This is a genomic window from Enterobacter sp. SECR19-1250 (assembly GCF_013391025.1).
In the GTDB taxonomy this organism is placed as follows: domain Bacteria; phylum Pseudomonadota; class Gammaproteobacteria; order Enterobacterales; family Enterobacteriaceae; genus Enterobacter; species Enterobacter cloacae.
Map to the genome: position 1 here is coordinate 1 of NZ_JACASJ010000047.1, position 22,178 is coordinate 22,178.

At 58.1% G+C, this 22,178-nt stretch carries 16 protein-coding genes; 10 read left to right on the forward strand and 6 right to left on the reverse strand.

The genetic code is table 11. The features are described from left to right. Window positions 1-134: 134 nt before the first annotated feature. Window positions 135-1,235, reverse strand: coding sequence for a sodium-potassium/proton antiporter ChaA (chaA, locus tag HX884_RS13605; RefSeq protein WP_029882731.1), 1,101 nt, complete (start codon window positions 1,233-1,235; stop codon window positions 135-137). 270 nt (window positions 1,236-1,505) lie between these two features. On the opposite strand from chaA, the gene chaB reads away from it, so the two are divergent. Together chaB and HX884_RS13615 are read left to right on the forward strand one after the other, a co-directional pair. Continuing rightward, window positions 1,506-1,736, forward strand: coding sequence for a putative cation transport regulator ChaB (gene chaB, locus HX884_RS13610; protein ID WP_013096240.1), 231 nt, complete (start codon window positions 1,506-1,508; stop codon window positions 1,734-1,736). A 177-nt stretch (window positions 1,737-1,913) separates the two neighbouring features. Continuing rightward, window positions 1,914-2,609 carry a gamma-glutamylcyclotransferase gene (locus tag HX884_RS13615; protein WP_178328343.1) on the forward strand — a complete coding sequence of 232 codons (696 nt, stop codon included), beginning with the start codon at window positions 1,914-1,916 and terminating at the stop codon, window positions 2,607-2,609. Window positions 2,610-2,650: 41 nt separating this feature from the next. Here the strand turns inward: HX884_RS13615 and HX884_RS13620 are convergent, their stop codons facing one another. From HX884_RS13620 to HX884_RS13630, 3 genes are all read right to left on the reverse strand, one after another. After that, on the reverse strand, window positions 2,651-2,890 hold the full coding sequence (locus HX884_RS13620) for a DUF1883 domain-containing protein (RefSeq protein WP_013096243.1): 240 nt from the start codon (window positions 2,888-2,890) through the stop codon (window positions 2,651-2,653). Between the two features lie 212 nt (window positions 2,891-3,102). Continuing rightward, window positions 3,103-4,887: a methyl-accepting chemotaxis protein gene (locus tag HX884_RS13625; RefSeq protein WP_048972371.1), complete on the reverse strand. Its 1,785-nt coding sequence runs from the start codon at window positions 4,885-4,887 to the stop codon at window positions 3,103-3,105. 106 nt (window positions 4,888-4,993) lie between these two features. Then, entirely contained in the window at window positions 4,994-5,347 is a 354-nt protein-coding gene (locus HX884_RS13630) for a DsrE/DsrF/TusD sulfur relay family protein (protein WP_020690905.1), read from the reverse strand. Window positions 5,348-5,419: 72 nt separating this feature from the next. Between HX884_RS13630 and nasR the strand changes: the two genes are divergently transcribed. The 7 genes from nasR (at window position 5,420) to HX884_RS13665 (ending at window position 17,783) form a co-directional block, all read left to right on the forward strand. Beyond that, window positions 5,420-6,604 carry a nitrate regulatory protein NasR gene (gene nasR / locus HX884_RS13635; protein WP_178328344.1) on the forward strand — a complete coding sequence of 395 codons (1,185 nt, stop codon included), beginning with the start codon at window positions 5,420-5,422 and terminating at the stop codon, window positions 6,602-6,604. A 228-nt stretch (window positions 6,605-6,832) separates the two neighbouring features. Continuing rightward, on the forward strand, window positions 6,833-8,080 hold the full coding sequence (locus HX884_RS13640; protein WP_178328345.1) for a CmpA/NrtA family ABC transporter substrate-binding protein: 1,248 nt from the start codon (window positions 6,833-6,835) through the stop codon (window positions 8,078-8,080). A 2-nt stretch (window positions 8,081-8,082) separates the two neighbouring features. Continuing rightward, window positions 8,083-8,964: a nitrate ABC transporter permease gene (gene ntrB / locus HX884_RS13645; protein ID WP_013096249.1), complete on the forward strand. Its 882-nt coding sequence runs from the start codon at window positions 8,083-8,085 to the stop codon at window positions 8,962-8,964. 9 nt (window positions 8,965-8,973) lie between these two features. Then, window positions 8,974-9,762: an ABC transporter ATP-binding protein gene (locus HX884_RS13650; RefSeq protein ID WP_178328346.1), complete on the forward strand. Its 789-nt coding sequence runs from the start codon at window positions 8,974-8,976 to the stop codon at window positions 9,760-9,762. A gap of 13 nt (window positions 9,763-9,775) precedes the next feature. Beyond that, window positions 9,776-13,765 carry a nitrite reductase large subunit NirB gene (gene nirB, locus HX884_RS13655; RefSeq protein ID WP_178328347.1) on the forward strand — a complete coding sequence of 1,330 codons (3,990 nt, stop codon included), beginning with the start codon at window positions 9,776-9,778 and terminating at the stop codon, window positions 13,763-13,765. Continuing rightward, complete coding sequence (locus HX884_RS13660; RefSeq protein ID WP_178328348.1) at window positions 13,762-16,239, forward strand: nitrate reductase; 2,478 nt, start codon at window positions 13,762-13,764, stop codon at window positions 16,237-16,239. Before nirB ends, HX884_RS13660 begins: the two co-directional genes overlap by 4 nt. A gap of 137 nt (window positions 16,240-16,376) precedes the next feature. Beyond that, window positions 16,377-17,783, forward strand: coding sequence for a YchO/YchP family invasin (locus HX884_RS13665; protein ID WP_178328349.1), 1,407 nt, complete (start codon window positions 16,377-16,379; stop codon window positions 17,781-17,783). Window positions 17,784-17,786: 3 nt separating this feature from the next. Here the strand turns inward: HX884_RS13665 and narL are convergent, their stop codons facing one another. Together narL and narX are read right to left on the reverse strand one after the other, a co-directional pair. After that, a complete protein-coding gene (narL, locus tag HX884_RS13670; RefSeq protein WP_003856701.1) occupies window positions 17,787-18,437 on the reverse strand; it encodes a two-component system response regulator NarL in 651 nt (216 codons plus the stop codon). Continuing rightward, window positions 18,430-20,226: a nitrate/nitrite two-component system sensor histidine kinase NarX gene (gene narX / locus HX884_RS13675; RefSeq protein WP_178328350.1), complete on the reverse strand. Its 1,797-nt coding sequence runs from the start codon at window positions 20,224-20,226 to the stop codon at window positions 18,430-18,432. Before narX ends, narL begins: the two co-directional genes overlap by 8 nt. Window positions 20,227-20,535: 309 nt before the next feature. On the opposite strand from narX, the gene HX884_RS13680 reads away from it, so the two are divergent. Beyond that, a complete protein-coding gene (locus tag HX884_RS13680; RefSeq protein ID WP_178328351.1) occupies window positions 20,536-21,933 on the forward strand; it encodes a NarK family nitrate/nitrite MFS transporter in 1,398 nt (465 codons plus the stop codon). Window positions 21,934-22,178: the final 245 nt, after the last annotated feature.

The window sequence follows — 22,178 nt, forward strand, 5'->3', positions numbered from 1 at the left end:
ATATAGTTAACGAGATGAAAAAGCTGGGAAAAGAGTACAGTAATATGGTCATGGTTGCATGACCATATTACTGGGGATCCCTCAGCCCCGTGGGAGAGGGTTGGGGTGAGGGCATCAGCCCGCACCAGATAAAACTACGCAAATATCGTCATCAGATACGCCACAAACAGCGCCATATGCGCCGCGCCGTTGAGTACATTGGTGCGCCCGGTTGAGAACGAAATCTGACACAGCAGCAGTGACGCCATCATCACAATCATCTCCGGCGCCCCCAGCGCAAACTGCAGCTCGTTACCGGTCATAAAGGCAATCAGCGTCACCACCGGAACGGTAAGCGAAATGGTCGCCAGTACCGAGCCGAAGAACAGGTTCATGGCGCGCTGTACCTGATTGTTCAGCACCGCTTTCAGCGCGCCCAGCCCTTCCGGCGAGAGGATCAGCAGCGCCACCAGGAAGCCGGTAAACGCCACCGGGGCATTCATCTCGGTTAACAGTGTCTCCAGCGGGTTGGCGTTCATCTTGGTGACGGCGATAACCGCAATCAGATGTACGATCAGCCAAACCGTGTGCCACGCGCTGCTGTGGGCAGACGGTTTGCCATGGTGCGGGTCATCGTCGTCGCTGTCATCTTCATGCTCATACACAAACAGACTCTGGTGCGTTTTGGTCTGAATCAACAGGAACACGCCGTACATGGCGGCGGAAATCAATGCGACCAGCAGCGCCTGACCGGTAGAGAAGTTTGCTCCCGGCAGCGCCATCGGGAAAACCAGCACGATAATCGCCAGCGGGAACAGGGCGATCAAATACTGTTTAATGCCAAACAGGTTCATATACTGGGTGGCGAACTTACGGCCACCCAGCAACAGTGAAAAGCCCACCAGACCACCGGTCACAATCATAATGATGGAATAGAGCGTATCGCGCATCAGGGTTGGTGCGGCGTCGCCGGTCGCCATCAGCGCGGAAATGAGGCTGACCTCAAGAATCACAACGGAAAGGCTGAGAATTAACGATCCATACGGCTCGCCCAGACGGTGGGCCAGGACATCGGCATGGCGAACCACGCTAAAGGCACTGGTTAAAATCCCTACCAGCGCAAGAATATTGATACCAACCACCACTGGCAGTGACTGACTGCTTCCCCAGAAGAGCAGCACAGCCAGTGCCAGAACCGGGAAAATGAGCGACGTCTCCTTGTGGCGGGTTTTTACCGCCTCGTGTGCTGCTGTCATGTGCTTCTCCATCAATGCAGGTGCTTGTAATTATAGATAGAATTTTGAGGTCATTACATTAACAGATCTCTGTTAAATACCCTTTATATTTTACTTAATTTTACCCTAATCCTGTTTTAAGTCTCCTGATATCCATAATGTCATATTTTTGATTAATACATATTAAATAACATGTAATTAACTTAATTAATTCTTCAAAATTGATCCACGACTGGCAGCTTGCAGCATCGTCGTCCACACTTATGTTTTTAAGCAAAAGAGAGGTTAGTGATGCCATATAAAACGAAACGCGATTTACCCGATAACGTGCAAAACGTACTGCCCGCACATGCGCAGGATATCTATAAAGAGGCGTTTAACAGCGCCTGGGATCAATACAAAGATAAAGACGATCGTCGGGACGATGCCAGCCGGGAAGAGACGGCGCATAAAGTGGCCTGGGCGGCAGTAAAACATGACTACGAGAAAGGAGACGATGATAAATGGCATAAAAAGAAATAGCCGTAAAATAATAAGCTGCCTTCATTTTGACTTTTCAGGCGGTTGAACTGCCGTTGTATTGCAACTGGCCCGCGAATTGCTTATCGTTATTCAACTGCTGGCAAAATGACCAGTAGATAATGCCGGGAAGGTGAATTACAGATGTCGCAAGGAAGCATGCAGTGGCGGAGGTGTAAAGTGTTAACGCGTGATTTCTTAATGAAGGCAGATTGTAAGACGGCATTTGGTGCTATTGAGGAATCGCTTCTCTGGTCAGCTGAACAACGTGCGGCGTCGCTCGCTGCCACGCTTGCCTGCCGCCCGGATGATGGCCCGGTATGGATTTTTGGCTACGGTTCGCTGATGTGGAACCCGGCTCTGGAATTTGTCGAATCGGCGACAGGTACGCTCCCGGGGTGGCATCGCGCATTTTGTCTGCGATTAACCGCCGGACGCGGAAGTGCCTGTCAGCCGGGACGTATGCTTGCACTGAAAGAGGGCGGACGCACCACGGGGGTGGCGTATCGCCTGCCGGATGCCACCCTCGAAGAGGAGCTGACGCTGCTCTGGAAGCGCGAGATGATCACCGGCTGCTATATGCCAAGCTGGTGCAAGCTGGAACTTGATGACGGACGCACCGTCAACGCGCTGGTGTTTATTATGGATCCGCGCCATCCCCTGTATGAAGCGGATACCCGCACGCAGGTGATCGCGCCGTTGATTGCGGCGGCCAGTGGACCGCTCGGCACAAACGCGCAGTATCTGTTTTCACTTGATCAGGAACTGACGCGCCTCGGCATGCAGGACGAGTGTCTGAATGAGCTTGTAGCGAAGGTGAAAGCACTGCTGGAAGGAAATCCGCTGAATAACCCGCTGCGTACGGGTTTTGCCTGATAATACGCCCGGCTGCGAGAGTGCAGACCGGGCGTCTGTTTTTAAGCGGCCACGTAGCTGACTGAGTGTTCGAGTGACTGACTATGGCTGTCAATCAGGACATCCCATGTGCCGGTATAAGGGACGGTTAGCCACGCCTTATCATCCTGCACGGTCAGGATATCTGCCTGCGATTGTTTTTGTGCCTTCGCACTCATCAAATGAATACGGCAGCGCTCTGAACAACGCACCACTACCGTATCCCCGCCAAACAGTTTCAAACTTGTTTTTACCAGTGCCATTTATTTACCCCGTAGTCTTAAACAACGCTCTCCCTGCTGCCATTTCCGAGCGTGATGTTGTTCACAATTCACTCATGGCATAACACCAAAGGGGGAGCGTCGGGATGCTGATTTTGATCAAAAAATGGCATAACGTTTAAACAAAAATGACAAAATACCTGAAAGCATTCAGCTGGCGCGCGTTTACACGGTGAAGGCGCGCCAGAAGAAAATTAAATGCGGAAATGTCCGGCAGTTTCAGCAAGGTCGCCCGCCTGGCTCTGCAGGGCGCTGGCGGCTGCGGCGGATTGCACCACCAGTTCAGCGTTCTGCTGCACCATTCTGTCGAGGTGCGTGACAGCATGGTTGATCTCATGGATGCCTTTCATCTGCTCGCTGGTGGCGATGGAAATTTCACGCATGATACCCGAGACGCTGCCGATGCTGGCGCGGATCTCATCCATGCTTTCCCCGGCCAGATGTACATAGCGGGAGCCGGTTGCCACGCTGTCGGTGGTGGAGTCGATAAGCGATTTGATCTCCTTCGCCGCCTGGGCGCTGCGGCTCGCCAGGTTACGTACTTCGCCTGCCACCACGGCAAACCCGCGGCCCTGCTCACCGGCGCGCGCTGCTTCCACCGAGGCGTTCAGCGCCAGGATATTGGTCTGGAAGGCGATGCCATCAATCACGCTGGTGATATCGCCAATTTTTGCCGAAGCCACTTCAATGGATTGCATGGTGCTGATGGCCTGAGAGACGACCTCACCGCCGCGTGAGGCCGCAGCGGAGGCTTTACTGGCCTGTTCATTCGCTTCTGCCGCGGACTCATTTGACTGAGTCACCGACGCGGTGATCTGCTCTACGGCGCTGGCGGTTTCACGCAGGCTGGAGGCTGCCTGCTCGGTGCGCCCGGAGAGATCCTGGTTGCCAGCCGCAATCTCCTGGGCGGCATTTTTCACCGAGGCGCTGGCATCACGCAGCTGGATCATCACCACCGAGAGCTTATCGCTAAAGGCGTTAAACGCCTGGGCGATTTGCGCCACTTCGTCGTTACCGCTCTCCGGCAGGCGCTGGGAGAGATCGTTGGTACCGTTGGCGATGTTATGCATCGCGTCGCGGATATCGGACAACCGCTTGAGCAGGCGGGCAATAAGAATGTGGACAAGCGCGCCGCTCAGCAGGGCGAGGATCACCAGCGAGAGCGCCGAGGCTTTCAGCAGCGAGCGCATGCCGGAGGTGGCGTCGTTATTGTCGAGCGCGACCACCAGCATCCAGTTTGTTCCCGGAACGGCCGTGGCCACGAGGGTTTTATCACCGCCGTCAAATGTGCCATCAACCGGTTCACCGCTTTTCAGGGTCACTAAATCGGTGCCGGTAATGGTTTCTGCAAACGGTTTTAACGTCAGGGCCGGATCGTTGGCGGCGATAACGCTGCCGTCACTGTTCAGAAGTAACCCGCTGCTGGCCGGGGTCGGGTGAATGCCGCGCACGTTAGCGACCACGCTATCCATGGCCACGTCGCCCGCCACCACCGCTTTCAGGGTCCCGTTTTCTTTTACCGGTACCGCAAAAGTTACCACCAGTTTTCCGGTTCCGGCGTCCACGTAAGGCGCGGTCACCACCGGTCCGTCCTGGCTGACCACCTGCTGATACCAGGGGCGAATGGTCGGGTCATAATCCGCAGGCACGCCCGCAGGCTCAGAGAATTTCGCCGTTTTGGTGGCATAGCCCACATAGACGTTGGTGAAGCCTCCCGCCTGGGCGAGTTGTTTAAAGACCGGTACCGGGTCGTCACTCAGCGCCACGCTCTGGGCGGAGGTAATGACCGTCATTTTGCTTTTCACCCAGTCGGCAATCGCCATGTTATGGCTGGCGCTGGTGCTGGTCAGAATGTCACGCTGCGACTGCTGATTATCCTGGCGCGTGACCTGGAAATTAATGACGGTATTGAGAAGAAGGGCGACGACCAGGCAGCCTGTCGTCGCGGCAATGATGCGAGCACGAATCGATCTGAACATAAGTGAAATACCTGCTGTGTTGTTTCCATGCCTATCGGCAACCCCGCAGGTAAACTTGATGCTGAAACCGCGTCCATAAGAAAATAATATTTTTACGGGTTTATTATTAAAAAGTTAATACTTTATCGGCGGCTAACGTCCACTCGGCCAGCTCGACAAGTGTGCCAATTTCCACGCCGTCAATCAGCGGCAGCCCGGTGATACCGCGCCCGTCGGTGCAGGTTTTGCAAAGCTTAACCGGCACGTTTTGCGCCGTCAGGATCTCCAGCATCTGCTGAATGTTGTAGCCCTCTGCCGGTTTTTGGCCTTTCAGGCCAGCGGTGACTGCGTCGGACATCAAAAAGATCCGCAGATCCAGCTCGCTCGCGTTATCGCGCAATGCTATGGCCAGACGCAGGCTATTAAAAAGGGATTCGCTGCCGTAGGCCGCCCCGTTGGCGACGATCACAATCTTCTGCATGTTAACTCCTGTTTATATTAAGGCACGAATATTGCTTGATTCTCCCAGGTAGGGTTATCCGGGAGAGTAAGCATGACATTAATGGCTGGCAATTCGTCGGGTGCAACCGAATGGCTCCAGCGCGCAAAAGCGTTGCGCCAGGAGCAGCTCAGCAAGCTGTCACAGCTGGGCGTACTGGTGAATGGCATTAGCCAACTGGTGCATATGCTACAGTGCGAGCGCGGTGCATCAAACGTCTGGCTCTGCTCACAGGGTAAGCTCTATGCCCCCGAATGCAAAGCCAGCCGGGCGCTGGTGGATGAAAATCTCACCATACTGTATGGCATTCTGGATAAACACTCCCCAGTGCCGGGCAGCGCCGTATGTGAGCGCATCGCCGCTGCGTTGCAGAGCCTTGAATCACTCCCCGCCCTGCGAGAAGGGGTGAATCAACAAATCGTTACCGCCCCGCAGGCGATGGAGCATTACTGTCGCATGCTTCGCCATCTGCTCAGTATCGTGCCGCAGCTCAACGACAGCATTGACGATCCGCAACTGGCGGGGCGTTTTGTTGCCCTGTACAGCCTGATGCAGGGCAAAGAGCTGGCGGGACAAGAGCGGGCGCTGGGGGCCATTGGCTTCACGCAGGGTTTTTTTGATGATGTCACCCGCCAGAGGCTGGTGGATCGCATTGACGGGCAGCAGGCCTGTTTTGAGATCTTTTTAAGCCACAGCCCGGCGGATGTGCAGAGCACCTTTTCCCGGGACTGCCAGCCCGACCGCGAGACGGAGCAACTCCGGCGTGTGGCCTGTACCCGCCAGCCTGCTGCGGATAATGGCGACACGGCGCTGAACTGGTTCGCCCTGCAAACGTCGCGTCTTGAGCACCTGCGCACCCTGGAGGAGATGGTTATCGCCGACCTGATGCTGGCGGTTGATGAGCGTATCCATCATGACCCTCAACATCCGGTAAGTGCCGATGAGAATGACGATCCGCTCGCGCTTTATCCGGACAAACCTTTGCTGCCGCTGGTTCGCCAGCAGGCTCGTGAAATAGAACAGCTTTCCCGCCAGCTCGCGACGCTGCGCGATACGCTGGAAGAGCGCAAGACCATTGATAAAGCCAAAAGCGTGCTGATGACCCACCACAATATGAGTGAGGAACAGGCGTGGACGGCGCTGCGCAAAATGGCGATGGACAAGAACCAGCGCATGGTGGATATCGCCCGCGCGCTGCTTACCGTGAAGCGATTGTGGCAGCTAATCCCTAAGGAGTAGCTGCACAATCAGTGGGCACGTTGTGCCTGATTGAGGTGCGTTTTTGCAGAGCCAGTGGGGCAAAAGCCACAAAAACAAGGCATTAAAACCTGGCATTAGCTTTGCATTAATTCAGTAACCAATTTTGACGGTGCGCCAACGGCGGTGCATCAGTCTTCGGGATAAAGGCGTCCAGCGGTGCTTCGGCACTGTCGGGCGTTTTTTTTTGTCTTTTTTTCAGGAGTGGTCATGGCGGATTTGTCGAGACGGCGGTTTTTGCAGGCCAGCGTGCTGGCGAGCAGTGCAATGTTGTTACCGGGTGTCATGCAGGCCGCGTGGGCGGCAGGCTCGGATAAACCCGAGCAGGAGACGGTGCGCATCGGGTTTATCCCGCTGACCGACTGCGCTCCGGTGGTCATCGCGGCGCTGAAAGGGTTCGATAAAAAGCATGGCATTACCATCGTGCCCACCAAAGTGGCGAGCTGGGCGGCTGTGCGCGACAAGTTAGTCGCGGGGGAGCTGGACGCGGCGCACATTCTTTACGGTCTGCTGTACGGACTGGAACTGGGGATCGCCGGTAAGCCACAGCAGATGGCGAACCTGATGACCCTCAACCAGAACGGCCAGGCGATTACGCTCTCTGCCGATCTGGCAGAGAAGGGCGTTCGCGATCTCGACGGGCTGAAGAAACTGATTGGTCAGCAGGCACCGGGCACGTACACCTTCGCGCATACCTTCCCGACGGGCACGCACGCCATGTGGCTCTACTACTGGCTGGCCAGTGCGGGCATTAACCCGTTCGACGATGTTCGCACCGTGGTGGTACCGCCGCCGCAGATGGTCATGAACATGCGTATTGGCAATATGGTCGGCTTTTGCGTCGGCGAGCCGTGGAATGCCCAGGCCATTAACGATCGCATCGGTTTTACCGCTGCAACGTCGCAGTCTATCTGGGCTGACCACCCGGAAAAAATCCTCGGTACCCGTCGCGACTGGGTGGAGAAAAATCCGCACACCGCGCGGGCGCTGGTGAGCGCAGTACTGGAAGCCGCGCGCTGGATCGACGCTTCACCGGAAAACAAACGTGAAACGGCGCAGATCCTCTCGCGTCGCGCATGGCTGAACACCAAAGAGCAGTACCTCACCGGACGGATGCTGGGTGAGTACGACAACGGGGTGGGCACGCGCTGGCAGGACGCGCATCCGATTCGTTTCTTCAACGAGGGGGCTGTGAGCTACCCGTATCTCTCCGACGGCATGTGGTTCTTAACCCAGTTCCGCCGCTGGGGTTTGCTCAAAGCCGCGCCGGACTACGCGGGCATCGCGCAGCGCATTAACCAGACCGCGGTCTGGCAGGATGCCGCCACCGCGGTGGGGGGCATTACCACACCGACTTCACCACTACGCAGTAGCACCCTGATGGACGGCACCGTCTGGAACGGTACCGATCCTGAAGGCTATGCCAACCGCTTCGCTATTCACCGTAAAGGGGCCTGATTATGCAGCATCTGCACAGCACGAAAGCAAAACACGAGACGCCGGTGAGTGGCGAGGTGATTACCCTGCCACCGGTTCAGGTTCGCCGTCGTCCTCCGGCGATTGCCCGCCGGATTAACGACGTGCTCCAGCGTATCATTCCGGCGCTGCTGGGGCTGGGGCTGCTGGTGGTGCTCTGGCAACTGGCGGCAATCAACAGCAAAGGCTTCCCGACGCCGCTGAGCACGCTGGATTCTGCCATCACCCTGTTCGCCGATCCGTTTTATCGCGACGGGCCAAACGACATGGGGATCGGCTGGAACGTGCTTGCCTCCCTGCAGCGCGTGGCGGTGGGCTTTGGCCTGGCCGCTTTAGTCGGTATCCCGCTCGGTTTTCTGATTGGCCGTTTCACCTTTTTCTCACGCATGTTCAGCCCGCTGATTGCGCTGCTGCGCCCGGTCAGCCCATTGGCCTGGCTGCCTATCGGCCTGCTGCTGTTCCAGAAAGCAGAGCCGGCTTCCAGCTGGACCATTTTTATCTGTTCGATCTGGCCAATGGTGATTAACACCGCCGAAGGGGTACGCCGTATTCCGCAGGATTACCTCAACGTCGCCCGCGTGTTGCAGCTTTCTGAGTGGACCATTCTGCGTCGGATCCTCTTCCCGGCGGTGCTGCCTGCGGTGTTGACCGGGGTACGTCTTTCCATCGGTATCGCCTGGCTGGTGATTGTCGCCGCCGAAATGCTGACAGGCGGCTTAGGGATCGGTTTCTGGATCTGGAATGAGTGGAACAACCTCAACGTCGAAAACATTCTCATCGCCATCGTCATCATTGGCGTGGTCGGGTTACTGCTGGAGCAGGGGCTGATGCTGATCGCCCGTCGCTTTAGCTGGCAGGAAAAATAAGGAGCGAACATGAAACCAATCATTCAGGTCCAGGCCGTAAGCCAGCGTTTTTCTACCGCCAGCGGAGAATTTCTGGCGCTGCAGAACGTCTCGTTTGATATCCACGAAGGGGAAACTGTGAGCCTGATTGGCCACTCCGGCTGCGGCAAATCAACGCTGCTGAACTTGATCGCCGGGATCACCCTGCCGACGGAAGGGGGACTGATTTGTGACAACCGTGAAATTGCGGGTCCGGGACCGGAGCGTGCGGTGGTCTTTCAGAACCACTCCCTGCTGCCGTGGCTGACCTGTTTCGACAACGTTGCGCTGGCGGTCGATCAGGTGTTCCGCCACACCATGAGCAAGGTGGAGCGTCGTGAGTGGATTGAACACAACCTCGATCGCGTGCAGATGGGGCACGCCCTGCATAAACGCCCGGGGGAGATCTCAGGCGGTATGAAGCAGCGCGTGGGCATTGCCCGTGCGCTGGCGATGAAGCCGAAAGTGTTGCTGATGGATGAACCGTTTGGCGCGCTGGATGCCCTGACGCGTGCCCATCTGCAGGACTCCGTGATGCAAATCCAGCAGGCGCTCAAAACCACCATTGTGCTCATCACCCACGACGTGGACGAAGCGGTGCTGCTCTCTGACCGCGTGCTGATGATGACCAACGGCCCGGCGGCGACCGTCGGCGAAATCCTGGAGGTTGACCTGCCGCGTCCGCGTAACCGGGTGCAACTGGCGGACGACAGCCGCTACCACCACATGCGCCAGCAGATCCTCCATTTCCTCTATGAAAAACAGCCCAAAGCGGCGTAGTGGGGGCACCACGATGCGACTGGTCATTATCGGCAATGGAATGGCAGCAACACGGCTGATTGCCTCGCTGACCGGGCGTGCGCCTGGCCGCTTCGCGATCACCGTGTTGGGTGAGGAGCCTGAGCATGCGTACAACCGCATCCAGCTTTCGCCGGTGCTGGGTGGGGAAAAACGTCCGGAACAGATCCGCCTGCAGGACGATGACTGGTACCGCGAGCGCGGCGTCACGGTGCTCAGGGGGCAAAAGGTGCTCGCCGTGGACGTGGCGAAACGGGAAATCCGTACCGCGCAGACCACGCTGGGGTGGGATGAACTGGTCTTCGCCACCGGGTCGATACCGTTCGTGCCGCCGATCCCCGGGGGCGATGCGCCACACGTCTTTACCTTCCGCCGCCTTGAGGATACGCGAGCCATTGCGCAGATCCCGGGGCCAGCGGTGGTGTTGGGCGGTGGCGTGCTGGGCGTTGAGACGGCAGCGGCGCTGGTACAAAGTTGTGACAACGTCACGCTGGTGCATCGCGGACCGTGGTTGATGGAACAACAGCTGGATCGGCAGGCGGGGCTGCTGCTGGAGGCTGCGCTGGCGGAGCGCGGCGTGCGCTGCGAGCTGTCGTCCGGGATCGCGGCAATCGCGCCTGATTCAGTGACGCTACACAACGGACGCCAGGTTAGCGCCGCGCGCGTGGTGCTGGCTACCGGCGTACTGCCCAACATCGCCCTGGCAAGCGCCAGCGGTATTCACTGCGCCCGTGGCATTGTGGTCGACCAGCAGATGCAGACCTCCGTCCCGGCTATTAGCGCCATTGGGGAGTGCTGCGAAATCGACGGTCAGACGTTTGGCCTGGTTGCCCCCTGCCTGGCACAGGCGGACATTCTCGCCGCCCGGCTGGCAGGGGACGCCCCTGTGCCTTTTGCCCATACCGACAGCGGGATGCGCCTGAAGGTCACCGGTGTGGAGCTCTTCAGCGCCGGGCGCGTAACGGCGCAACCGGAGGATACGGTCTGGGACGCGTGGGATCCGCTGACCCGTCACTACCGTCGCTTACTGATTCATCGCGGTGCGCTGGCTGGCGTACTGCTGATGGGAGATTGCCGCAGCGCGGCAACATTTACCGATTTACTGGCAACGGCTGCGCCCGCACACGTGGACTGGCTGTTCGATCGATTCACTACGACGCAACCGCAGGTTGCAGGACAGAACGCTATGACAAAACCTACTCTGGTGGTGGTTGGGCACGGTATGGTCGGCCACCATTTTCTTGAAGACTGCGTAAACCGCAATCTGCATCAGCAATACCAGATTGTCGTCTTTGGCGAAGAGCGTTATGCCGCTTACGACCGCGTACATCTCTCAGAGTATTTTGGCGGCCGCAGCGCGGAGTCCCTCTCGCTGGTGAAGGGCGATTTCTTTGCCAGACACGGCATAGAGTTGCGTTTGTCGCAGCAAATTATCGCCATCGATCGCGACACGCACGTGGTGCGTACCGCCAGCGGTCACGAAACCCACTGGGATAAACTGGCGCTGGCGACCGGCTCATATCCGTTTGTGCCGCCGGTGCCGGGCAACACGCTGCCGGGCTGCTTTGTCTACCGTACGCTGGACGATCTCGATAACATTGCCGCGCATGCGAAGGGATCCCGACGCGGCGTAGTCATTGGCGGTGGCCTGCTCGGGCTGGAGGCGGCCAACGCCCTCAAACAGCTGGGGCTTGAAACCCACGTGGTGGAATTCGCCCCCAACCTGATGGCGGTACAGCTCGACAACGACGGCGCGGCGATGCTGCGTAAAAAAATTGAAGCGCTCGGCGTCGGGGTTCACACCAGCAAAGCCACCACTGAAATTGCGGCCACAGACGATGGACTGTTCCTGCGTTTTGCCGACGGTGAACAGCTGGACACCGATATGGTGGTCTTCTCTGCCGGGATCCGCCCGCAGGATGCGCTGGCGCGCAGCAGCGGCCTGGCGATCGGCGAGCGTGGCGGGATCTGCATTGATACCGCCTGCCAGACCTCAGATAAGGACATCTTCGCCATCGGGGAGTGTGCGCTGTGGGAAGGTAAAATCTTCGGTCTGGTGGCGCCGGGTTACCAGATGGCACGCGTGGCGGCGGCCACGCTGGCGGGTGAGGAGAAGTCCTTCACCGGCGCGGATATGAGCACCAAACTTAAGCTGCTGGGCGTGGACGTGGCCTCGTTTGGGGATGCCCATGGCCGTACGCCGGGGGCATTGAGCTACCAGTGGACCCACGGCCCGCAGCAAATCTATAAAAAAATTGTCGTCAGCTATGACAACAAAACCCTGCTCGGCGGCGTGCTGGTGGGGGATGCCAGCGAATACGCCACGCTGGTGCAGATGATGCTTAACGGAATCAGCCTGCCGAAAGAGCCTGAAACGCTCATCTTGCCAGCCTTCTCCGGTAGCGCGCCAAAAGCGCTGGGGGTGGCGGCGCTGCCGGACAGCGCGCAGATCTGCTCCTGTCATAACGTCAGCAAAGGCGATATCTGCCAGGCAGTGAGCGCCGGTGCGACGGACATCGGCGCCATCAAGCAGTGCACCAAAGCGGCGACCGGCTGCGGTGGGTGCAGCGCGCTGGTGAAACAGGTGATGGAGTTCCAGCTGGCTGAGCAGGGCGTGGAGGTGAAAAAAGATATCTGTGAGCACTTCCCGTACTCGCGTCAGGAGATATACCACCTGGTGCGCGTCAACCATATTCGTACCTTCGACCAGCTGATTAGCCGCTACGGCCAAGGGCACGGCTGTGAGATCTGTAAACCGCTGGTGGGGTCAGTGCTGGCCTCCTGCTGGAACGAATACCTGCTGAAACCGGCGCATCTGCCGTTGCAGGACACCAATGATCGCTACTTTGCCAATATTCAGAAGGACGGAACGTACTCCATCGTGCCGCGCATGCCCGCCGGGGAAGTAACGGCCGACGGGCTGATTGCTATCGGGCAGATCGCAAAGCGCTACGGGCTGTACAGCAAGATCACCGGCGGCCAGCGTATTGACCTGTTTGGTGCCACGCTGGAGCAGTTGCCGGAGATCTGGCAGGCGCTGGTGGAGGCCGGATTTGAAACCGGGCATGCGTACGGTAAATCCCTGCGTACCGTGAAATCCTGCGTCGGGTCAACCTGGTGCCGCTATGGCGTGCAGGACTCCACCGGCCTTGCGGTCAAACTGGAGCACCGTTACAAGGGGCTGCGCGCGCCGCACAAAATCAAAATGGCGGTGTCCGGCTGTACCCGCGAGTGTGCCGAGGCGCAAAGCAAAGATGTTGGCGTGATCGCCACGGACAAGGGCTGGAATCTCTATCTGTGCGGCAACGGCGGCATGAAGCCGCGACACGCGGATCTCTTCGCCAGCGATCTGGATGAAGAGACGCTGATCCGTACCGTCGACCGTTTTCTGATGTTCTACATTCGCACGGCGGATCGCCTGCAGCGGACCAGCACCTGGATGGACAACCTTGAAGGCGGTCTCGACTATCTGCGGGAGGTGATCCTCGACGATAGTCTCGGCATTGCGCACGAGCTGGAGCAGGAGATGGCCCGTGTGGTGGAAACGTATCAGTGCGAATGGCAGACCACGCTTAACGATCCGAACCGTCTGGCGCTGTTCCGCACGGCGGTGAACGGTCCGGCGACGGAAGAGAGTAAACGCTGGCAGGAAATTTGCGGTCTGGATGAGATCCCGGAGCAGGCGGGGATCGGCGCCCGGCTGGGGCGTAAGCCGATCGCGCTGTTCCGTTTTGGCACATCGGTCTATGCCCTTGACGATCAGGAGCCAGGCAGCGATGCGAACGTGCTGTCACGCGGTGTTCTTGGCGATGCGGCGGGTGAGCCGGTGGTTATCTCGCCGCTCTATAAACAGCGTATTCGCCTGCGCGACGGCTGCCAGGTGGATAACGGTGAGCCTGCGGTGCGCGCCTGGCCGGTGAAAATCGAAAACGGCAAGGTGTGGGTGGGGAACGACGCGTTGCTGGTCCGTGCGGAGGCATCATGAATGGAACCCGAACAACGTGCCCGTACTGCGGCGTCGGTTGCGGCGTGGTGGCCCGGGTTGAGGGCGACAAGGTCACGGTGCGCGGCGATGAACACCATCCCGCCAGTTTTGGACGGCTGTGCGTCAAAGGCGCGGCGTTAGGTGAAACCACGGGCCTGCAGGGGCGGCTGCTGCACCCGGTGGTGGACGGGCTGGAGGTGGACTGGCCGCAGGCGTTAAGCGCGGCTGGCGAGCGGCTGCGGGCGATTATCGACACCTGGGGGCCGCAGGCGGTGGCGTTTTACGCCTCCGGCCAGCTACTCACCGAGGATTACTACGCTGCCAATAAGCTGATGAAAGGGTTTATCGGCGCGGCGAACATCGATACCAACTCGCGGCTCTGCATGTCGTCGGCGGTAGCAGGCTATAAGCGCGCATTTGGCGAAGATGTGGTGCCGTGCAGCTATGAGGACGTGGAGAACAGCGATCTGGTGGTGCTGGTGGGTTCAAACGCGGCATGGACGCATCCGGTGCTTTATCAGCGGCTGGTTCAGGCGCGGCAAAACAATCCGCAAATGAAAGTGGTGGTGATCGATCCGCGTAAAACCGCCACCTGTGATATCGCCGACCTGCATCTGGCGCTCGCGCCCGGCAGTGACGCCGGGCTGTTTGTCGGTTTGCTCAACCTGATTCAGGGTACTGACGACTGGCCGATTGCCCGCGTGGCCGGGTTTTGTGGTCTTGATGCACAGGAGATTGCCACGTTTTACGACTGGTTCCTCACGGCGCCGCGTGCCATTACGCTCTACACCATGGGGATCAACCAGTCTTCCAGCGGCAGCGACAAGTGCAACGCCATCATTAACGTCCATCTTGCCAGCGGGAAATTTGCCCGTCAGGGCTGCGGGCCGTTTTCGCTGACCGGCCAGCCAAACGCGATGGGGGGACGGGAAGTGGGTGGCCTCGCGAATCAACTGGCGGCGCATATGAACTTCGAGCCGGACGATCTCTTGCGGGTGGCGCGTTTCTGGGGAACAGAACGGCTGGCGCAAACGCCGGGCCTGATGGCCGTTGAGCTGTTTGACGCCATTGCCCGCGGTGAGGTAAAGGCGGTATGGATCATGGGCACCAATCCGGCTGTCTCGCTGCCGGATAGTCACGCGGTATGCCAGGCGCTGGCGAACTGTCCGCTGGTCATTGTCTCTGAGGTGATGCAGGAGACCGACACCAGCCGCTACGCCCATATTCGTTTCCCGGCGCTGGGCTGGGGAGAGAAAAACGGTACGGTCACCAACTCCGAACGGCGGATTTCGCGCCAGCGCGCCTTTCTGGCTGCCCCGGGCCAGGCAAAACCGGACTGGTGGATTGTTGCCCAGGTGGCGAAACAGCTGGGCTATGGTGAGGCCTTTGCCTGGGAACATCCGCAGGAAATTTTTTGTGAACATGCGGCGCTGTCGGCATTTGAGAATGACGGGGCACGGGCGTTTAATCTGCATGCGCTGGCGGGGCTTACCCGTGAGGCCTGGGATCAGCTTGAGCCTTATCAGTGGGCGGCGGGCGATTTTCCCCACCGGAATATGGTGCCCGTTGACCCGCGTCCGCACGGCGCGGTGCCAGATGCGTTATATCCGTTGCTGCTGAATACCGGACGCATCCGCGATCAATGGCATACCATGACCCGTACGGGATATGTTCCCGGGCTGATGCAGCATATCTCTGAGCCCTGCGTTGAGATCTGCGCCGCAGATGCCGCGCGTTTCGCCCTTTGCGACGGGCAACTGGCACGGATCAGTTCTCCGCGTGGAGTGATGGTGGCAAAAGTACGTATCAACGATGGACAAAGGGAGGGGGAAGTATTCGCGCCCATGCACTGGAATGCGCAGTTTGCCCGTCAGGGAAAGGTTAATACGCTGGTGGCAGGGCGCTGCGATCCGCAGTCCGGCCAGCCGGAGAGTAAACAGACCGCCGTCAGGATCATGCCATGGCAGCCTGAATGGCAGGGAGAGCTGTATGCCCGTGTGCTGCCGGAACTGCCGCCTTCGGTACACTGGTGGCGCAAAGCATCACGCCTGACGGTGGCGGCTGACGAACCGTTGATGCCGTGGGTGAAAGAGTATGCTGAACAGCAGGGCTGGCAGCTGCAACTTGCCCGGACGGATGCGCGCAGCAGCGTACTGGCATGGCATAACGGCGAGCTGATGCTCGGATTCTGGGAAGGGACTACGTTGCCAGCGCTGGCGCATGCGACTATTGAAGAGGCTTTCCGTCGGGCTCCAGAGACGCTTGCGGAGCGGCATGCGCTCCTGAACGGCGCGGGCGCGGGGGAGAGTGTCGATCCGGGACGCATTATCTGCAGCTGTTACTGCGTCGGGGAAAATGCGATACGGGAGGCGATTGTCGGCGGGTGCGATTCCATTGCAACGCTGGGGGCGAAGCTACGGTGTGGGACGAATTGCGGCTCCTGCGTGCCGGAGCTGAAAGGGCTGTTTGGATAATGGTCTAAGAGTGTCGGGTAAAGCGACAATAATGTTCAGGATATTCCTGAAATTTGCGCTAAGACTGCATTTCACAGCTTATCGCGTTAACATTAAAAGCGTTGCCTCATAAACACAGGTTCTTATTTACGACGTTGATGGCTGTATCGTCCCGCATTCGCTTTCTGTTATTACTCCCACTTCTTACGGCGGGTGCCGTTCACGGTGCCCCGAATTCCTTTATGCATCAGGCAGAAAACCCCTTTGATAACAACGGGGACAGTTTGCCCGATCTCGGCATGGCGACACCAACAGACGAGGGGGAAAAGCACCTGGCCGAAATGGCAAAAGCCTTTGGCGAAGCCAGTATGACCGATAACGGCCTCACCACCGGCGAGCAGGCGCGTCAGTTCGCGTTTGGTAAGGTGCGTGACGCGGTGAGCGGCGAGGTGAATCAGCAGATTGAGGCCTGGCTCTCGCCCTGGGGCAACGCCAGCGTCAATTTACTGGTGGATGACGAGGGGAACTTTAACGGCAGCAGCGGGAGCTGGTTCATCCCCTGGAATGATAACAACCGTTACCTGAGCTGGAGCCAGCTGGGGCTTACGCAGCAGAGTGACGGCCTGGTGAGCAATGCCGGCATCGGTCAGCGCTGGGTTGCCGGAAAATGGCTGCTCGGCTACAACACCTTTTACGATAACCTGCTTGATGAAAACCTGCAGCGTGCCGGGCTGGGTGCGGAGGCGTGGGGCGAGAATCTGCGTCTGTCTGCCAATTACTATCAACCGCTGGCCAGCTGGCGCGAGAGTTCGGACGTGCAGGAGCAGCGCATGGCGCGTGGCTATGACGTGACCGCTAAAGCCTGGCTGTCGTGGTTTCATCATTTCAACACCAGCGTCAGCTTTGAGCAGTACTTTGGTGACAACGTTGACCTGTTCAACAGTGGAACCGGCTATCACAACCCGGTGGCGGTCAACCTGGGGCTTAACTATACGCCTGTTCCGCTGGTCACCCTGACGGCGGCGCATAAGCAGGGGGAGAGCGGTGCGAGTCAGAACAACCTCGGGCTTAAGCTCAACTACCGCTTTGGTGTGCCCCTTGCCAAGCAGCTTTCCGCCAGCGAAGTTGCCGCCACGCGCTCCCTGCGCGGCAGTCGCTATGATTCACCGGAGCGGGATAACCTGCCGGTAATGGAGTTCCGCCAGCGCAAAACGCTCTCCGTCTGGCTGGCGACCCCGCCGTGGGATCTGAAAGGGGGCGAGACCGTGATGCTCAAGCTTCAGGTACGCAGCACTCATGGTATTCGGCAGATCCACTGGCAGGGCGATACCCAGGCACTGAGCCTGACCGCACCGGCCAACACGCACAGCAGCGATGGCTGGAGTGTGATTATGCCTGCCTGGGATGACAGTGACGGGGCGAAGAACCGCTGGCACCTGTCGGCGGTGGTTGAAGATGAAAAAGGACAGCGCGTCTCATCCAATGAGATCACGCTTACCGTGGTTCAGCCGCTTGTCGCGTTACCTGACGACGACCCGCGCTGGAAGTTACTCCCGGATGAGTAATCCTCAGAAAATGCGTTCCTGATGCACCCACACGGCGGCTTCAACGCGGGATTTTAACTTCATCTTCTTCAGCATATGTTTCACATGCACCTTGACCGTGCTTTCGGTGATATCCAGACGACGGGCGATCATTTTGTTCGGCAGACCCTGGGCAATCAGCTTCAGAATATCGCGCTCGCGCGGGGTTAACTGGCTGACGTCGCGGTCGGAGGTGGCGCGGTTTGCCCGCAGGCTGGCGGCCAGCACCGGGGTTAACGCCTCGCTCAGTACCATTTCGCCTGCGGCAGCCTGTTGCAGGGCCTTGAGCAGATCTTCCGGCTCCATGTCTTTCAGCAGGTAGCCGTCTGCACCGCGTTTTAACGCCGTGACCACATCTTCTTCATGGTTTGAGACGCTGAAGACCACCACGCGTCCCGACAGCGATTTTTCACGCAGCTTATCGAGCGTCTCCAGACCGTTCATGCCTGGCATGTTGAGATCGAGCAGGATCAAATCAGGATCAAGCGATTCGGCAAGTTCAATACCCTGTTCACCGTTGCTGGCTTCGCCAACGACGGTGATATCAGGTGCCATGCTGACCAGCTGTTTTACGCCAGTACGCAGCATCGGATGGTCGTCAATCAACAGGATGGATGCCGGTTCCTGATTAGTCATGGGTTTCTCCCTGGATAGTTGTGAGGGGTTTTTCGGGGATAAAGGTGACAACCACTTCTGTGCCACCTGTTTCTCGCCGACGAACCTGGCAATCACCGCGCAGGCTTTGGGCGCGGTCTCGCATGATAATTAAACCGTAATGGTTTGTCCGTTCGGCATTTTCCGGCACGCCGCGGCCGTTGTCATGAACCGTGAGCTTCACCTGATTATCGTGCTGGCTAACGGTAACGGTGACCGCCGTCGCGTCAGCGTGTTTTAGCACGTTGCTCAGCGCTTCGCGGGCGATCTGCAGTAAATGAATGGCCTGATGAGAAGGCACAAAACGAGGCGGTAACTGGTAATCGAGCTTCACCGGGAACCCCAGTCGGGCGCTAAATTCCTGGCAGCTTGCTTCCAGCGCCGGGCGCAGGCCGGGCTCGGTGAGCTGCAGGCGGAAGGTGGTCAGCAGTTCGCGAAGCTGTACCCAGGAGGTGTTCAGCTCGTTGCGGATCTGGCTAAGCAGCGCTTTGTTGCTTTCCGGCATTTCTGCGGCCTGCATTTGCAGACAGCTGACCTGCATTTTCATACAGGAGAGCGACTGGGCGATAGAGTCGTGGAGTTCGCGGGCGATGGTGGCGCGCTCTTCCATCACGATCAGTTGCTGCTGCTTCTCCTGATGGCGGTCTAGGGCCAGCGTGGCCGTCAGTTGTTCAACCAGCGTATCCACCAGTTGCTGCTGGTCGTGGCTCAGATGACGCCCGGCGGGCAGGGTCGCCAGCAGAATACCGTACTGGGTGTGGCTGTCTGTCAGCCGCCATTTTAGCGTCGTGCCGCTGGTGGTCAGCGGCGGTAAGCCGCGTGGGCACAGGTGACAGCCTTTGTCATCGCAGCTCATGTCTGACTGACAGGTAAACTCCTGGTGATTTTCTTCATCTTCCATGTCGTACACCCGAAGCTCCAGATCGTGCAGCAGGGTCAGATTCTGCAGGCCATTCAGGACCGGGGAGAGACGTTCGCACAGCGGCACCTGCATATGCAGGCGGCGATTAGCCTGCCACAGGAACGAGAGGATCTCGTTTTTCTGCTCCAGCCCCGCGGTTTTCTCCTGTACGCGTTTCTCCAGCACCGCGTAACTCTCGGCGAGTTCATCTGACATGGTGTTCAGCGCCTGGCCCAGCATCGCCATTTCGTTACGTCCGCTGATGTGGGTGCGCTGGGTAAAATCCCGGGCGGTCACCGCGCGGGCCATCGCCAGCAGTTGCTTCCAGGGATTTAGCAGCCGGGCGCGTAGCCAGACAATGGTGAAAATCAGCAGCAGCCCCATAAACAGCGCCATCGCCCGGTGGATCATCACCACCCGGTCGATGCGTAATTCGGTGGTTTGATCGAAAGAGGAGACCAGGGTATCAATGCGGGAAACGAACCCGGCGACATCACGGGCAACGGTATCAGGATTTTTCGCCTGCTTTAACCCCGGCTCCAGCTGAGTGTGCCAGTAGCCCTGAAGGGCTTTAAGCTGGGATTCCTGACCGGCACGAATCGCGGCACTTTCCAGTTCGGTGCTGAAAGCGGTATGTTCCATATCGTCCAGCAGCTTCTGATCGTCCTGGGTTAACGGCACCGATGCCAGTAGACGATAACTCTGCATGCGTAGTGAGCCTGCCTCGTTGATGGCATGGGCATTACCCTGTACACCCTGTACCAGCCAGCCGGAAATCGCCATGCCGGTCACGCCGATGGCGGTAGACAGCAAAACGATCAGGGCGACCTGATTGACGAGTGTTAGCGGAGATAAACATCTTTTTAACATAGAGTTGCCGGGCTCCTGACGTGGCCTGCTTGCAGGAATGGCGTTATTCTGGTGCATACCCTGGAGTATACCCATACCAATAAAGGATTACCTCTAAATTGCCAATGGGGTAAGGCTCAGGGGGAGGAATGGACAGCGAGACGTCAGTCCTGTGAAAAACCACGTCTTTTTTACCGTTTTACTCTACTCACTAAGGATGATGGCTTTTTTTTCGCCGCAAATCCTCCCACTTTTCCTTTGATTTATATCAACTTACCGCCGCCCTAAAACCCTAATGTTTGCAGCATCATTCGAGAATCAGAGGTGTCTATGAGTCACACATCCGCTCCTGAAAGGGAAAATGGTGCCGTTATAACTGACTGGCGTCCGGAAGATCCGGCGTTCTGGCAGCAGCGCGGCAACCGTGTCGCAAGCCGAAATCTGTGGATTTCCGTTCCATGTTTATTGTTAGCGTTTTGCGTCTGGATGTTGTTCAGCGCGGTAGCGGTGAACCTGCCTAAGGTCGGATTTACCTTTACCACCGATCAGCTGTTTATGCTGACCGCGCTGCCGTCGCTGTCGGGAGCCTTGCTGCGCGTGCCTTACGCGTTCATGGTGCCGGTTTTTGGCGGCCGTCGCTGGACGGCGTTCAGTACCGGTATCATGATCGTGCCTTGCGTGTGGCTCGGTTTTGCGGTGCAGGACACCTCCACGCCGTTTAGCGTGTTCGTGATTATCTCTCTGCTCTGCGGTTTTGCGGGCGCAAACTTCGCGTCCAGCATGGCAAACATCAGCTTCTTCTTCCCGAAAGCGAAGCAGGGCGGTGCGCTGGGGATTAACGGCGGCCTGGGTAATATGGGCGTCAGCGTAATGCAGCTGATTGCACCGCTGGCGATCTCCGTCTCTATCTTCGCGGCGTTTGGCGGCGGTGGGGTGACGCAGGCAGATGGCTCTTCCCTCTATCTGCAAAACGCGGCCTGGATCTGGGTACCGTTCCTGGTGGTCTTTACCCTTGCGGCCTGGTTCTTTATGAATGACCTGTCTGCATCGAAGGCATCCCTGAGCGAGCAGTTGCCGGTGCTGAAGCGCGGCCACCTGTGGGTGATGGCGCTGCTCTATCTGGCGACCTTCGGCTCGTTCATTGGTTTCTCTGCGGGCTTTGCCATGCTGTCGAAAACCCAGTTCCCGGAGGTGCAAATTCTGCAGTTCGCCTTCTTCGGACCGTTTATTGGCGCGCTGGCGCGTTCGCTGGGCGGCATGGTCTCTGACCGTCTGGGCGGGACCCGCGTGACGCTGATTAACTTCGTTGTGATGGCGGTCTTCTGTGCGCTGCTGTTCCTGACCCTGCCAGCCGACGGGCAGGGGGGTAACTTCATCGCCTTCTTCGGCGTGTTTATGGTGCTGTTCCTGACGGCCGGGCTGGGAAGTGCTTCTACCTTCCAGATGATCTCCGTCATCTTCCGTAAGCTGACCATGGACCGCGTGAAAGCGCAGGGCGGTAGCGAAGAGCAGGCCATGCGCGAAGCGGCAACGGATACGGCGGCAGCGCTGGGCTTTATCTCCGCGATTGGCGCTATCGGTGGCTTCTTTATTCCAAAAGCGTTCGGGATCTCGCTGGACCTGACCGGCTCCCCGGCAGGAGCAATGAAAGTATTCCTCGTTTTCTATATCGCCTGTGTCGCCATCACGTGGCTGGTATATGGCCGTAATTCCAAGAAAAATAAGTAAGTTTGATTATCCGTTTACGCGACCTTCGGGTCGCGTTTTTTTATTTCCTCAGTAGTTACAACATACTCCTGGCTTTTCTAACGTCCCGCCCGCAGGTAACTCTGTGATCGCCATCGCTTTTCAGCCGAGCCTACCCCTTAATACCCGAGATGTTAAAAACAGGCGGGCTTATTGTACGATAAATAAAAAATACCATTTAAAATCATGGAGATATAAAAATAAAAATTCTACCGCTTTGGTGGTAT

What these genes read in the sequence shown, in the direction of transcription:
- HX884_RS13630 (WP_020690905.1), bottom strand. Translation starts at nt 5,347, where the DNA reads ATGCAGAAGATTGTGATCGTCGCCAACGGGGCGGCCTACGGCAGCGAA.
- HX884_RS13665 (WP_178328349.1), top strand. Translation starts at nt 16,377, where the DNA reads ATGGCTGTATCGTCCCGCATTCGCTTTCTGTTATTACTCCCACTTCTT.
- HX884_RS13620 (WP_013096243.1), bottom strand. Translation starts at nt 2,890, where the DNA reads ATGGCACTGGTAAAAACAAGTTTGAAACTGTTTGGCGGGGATACGGTA.
- HX884_RS13625 (WP_048972371.1), bottom strand. Translation starts at nt 4,887, where the DNA reads ATGTTCAGATCGATTCGTGCTCGCATCATTGCCGCGACGACAGGCTGC.
- narX (WP_178328350.1), bottom strand. Translation starts at nt 20,226, where the DNA reads ATGTTAAAAAGATGTTTATCTCCGCTAACACTCGTCAATCAGGTCGCC.
- narL (WP_003856701.1), bottom strand. Translation starts at nt 18,437, where the DNA reads ATGACTAATCAGGAACCGGCATCCATCCTGTTGATTGACGACCATCCG.
- chaB (WP_013096240.1), top strand. Translation starts at nt 1,506, where the DNA reads ATGCCATATAAAACGAAACGCGATTTACCCGATAACGTGCAAAACGTA.
- HX884_RS13660 (WP_178328348.1), top strand. Translation starts at nt 13,762, where the DNA reads ATGAATGGAACCCGAACAACGTGCCCGTACTGCGGCGTCGGTTGCGGC.
- nirB (WP_178328347.1), top strand. Translation starts at nt 9,776, where the DNA reads ATGCGACTGGTCATTATCGGCAATGGAATGGCAGCAACACGGCTGATT.
- HX884_RS13640 (WP_178328345.1), top strand. Translation starts at nt 6,833, where the DNA reads ATGGCGGATTTGTCGAGACGGCGGTTTTTGCAGGCCAGCGTGCTGGCG.
- ntrB (WP_013096249.1), top strand. Translation starts at nt 8,083, where the DNA reads ATGCAGCATCTGCACAGCACGAAAGCAAAACACGAGACGCCGGTGAGT.
- HX884_RS13650 (WP_178328346.1), top strand. Translation starts at nt 8,974, where the DNA reads ATGAAACCAATCATTCAGGTCCAGGCCGTAAGCCAGCGTTTTTCTACC.
- HX884_RS13680 (WP_178328351.1), top strand. Translation starts at nt 20,536, where the DNA reads ATGAGTCACACATCCGCTCCTGAAAGGGAAAATGGTGCCGTTATAACT.
- nasR (WP_178328344.1), top strand. Translation starts at nt 5,420, where the DNA reads ATGACATTAATGGCTGGCAATTCGTCGGGTGCAACCGAATGGCTCCAG.
- chaA (WP_029882731.1), bottom strand. Translation starts at nt 1,235, where the DNA reads ATGACAGCAGCACACGAGGCGGTAAAAACCCGCCACAAGGAGACGTCG.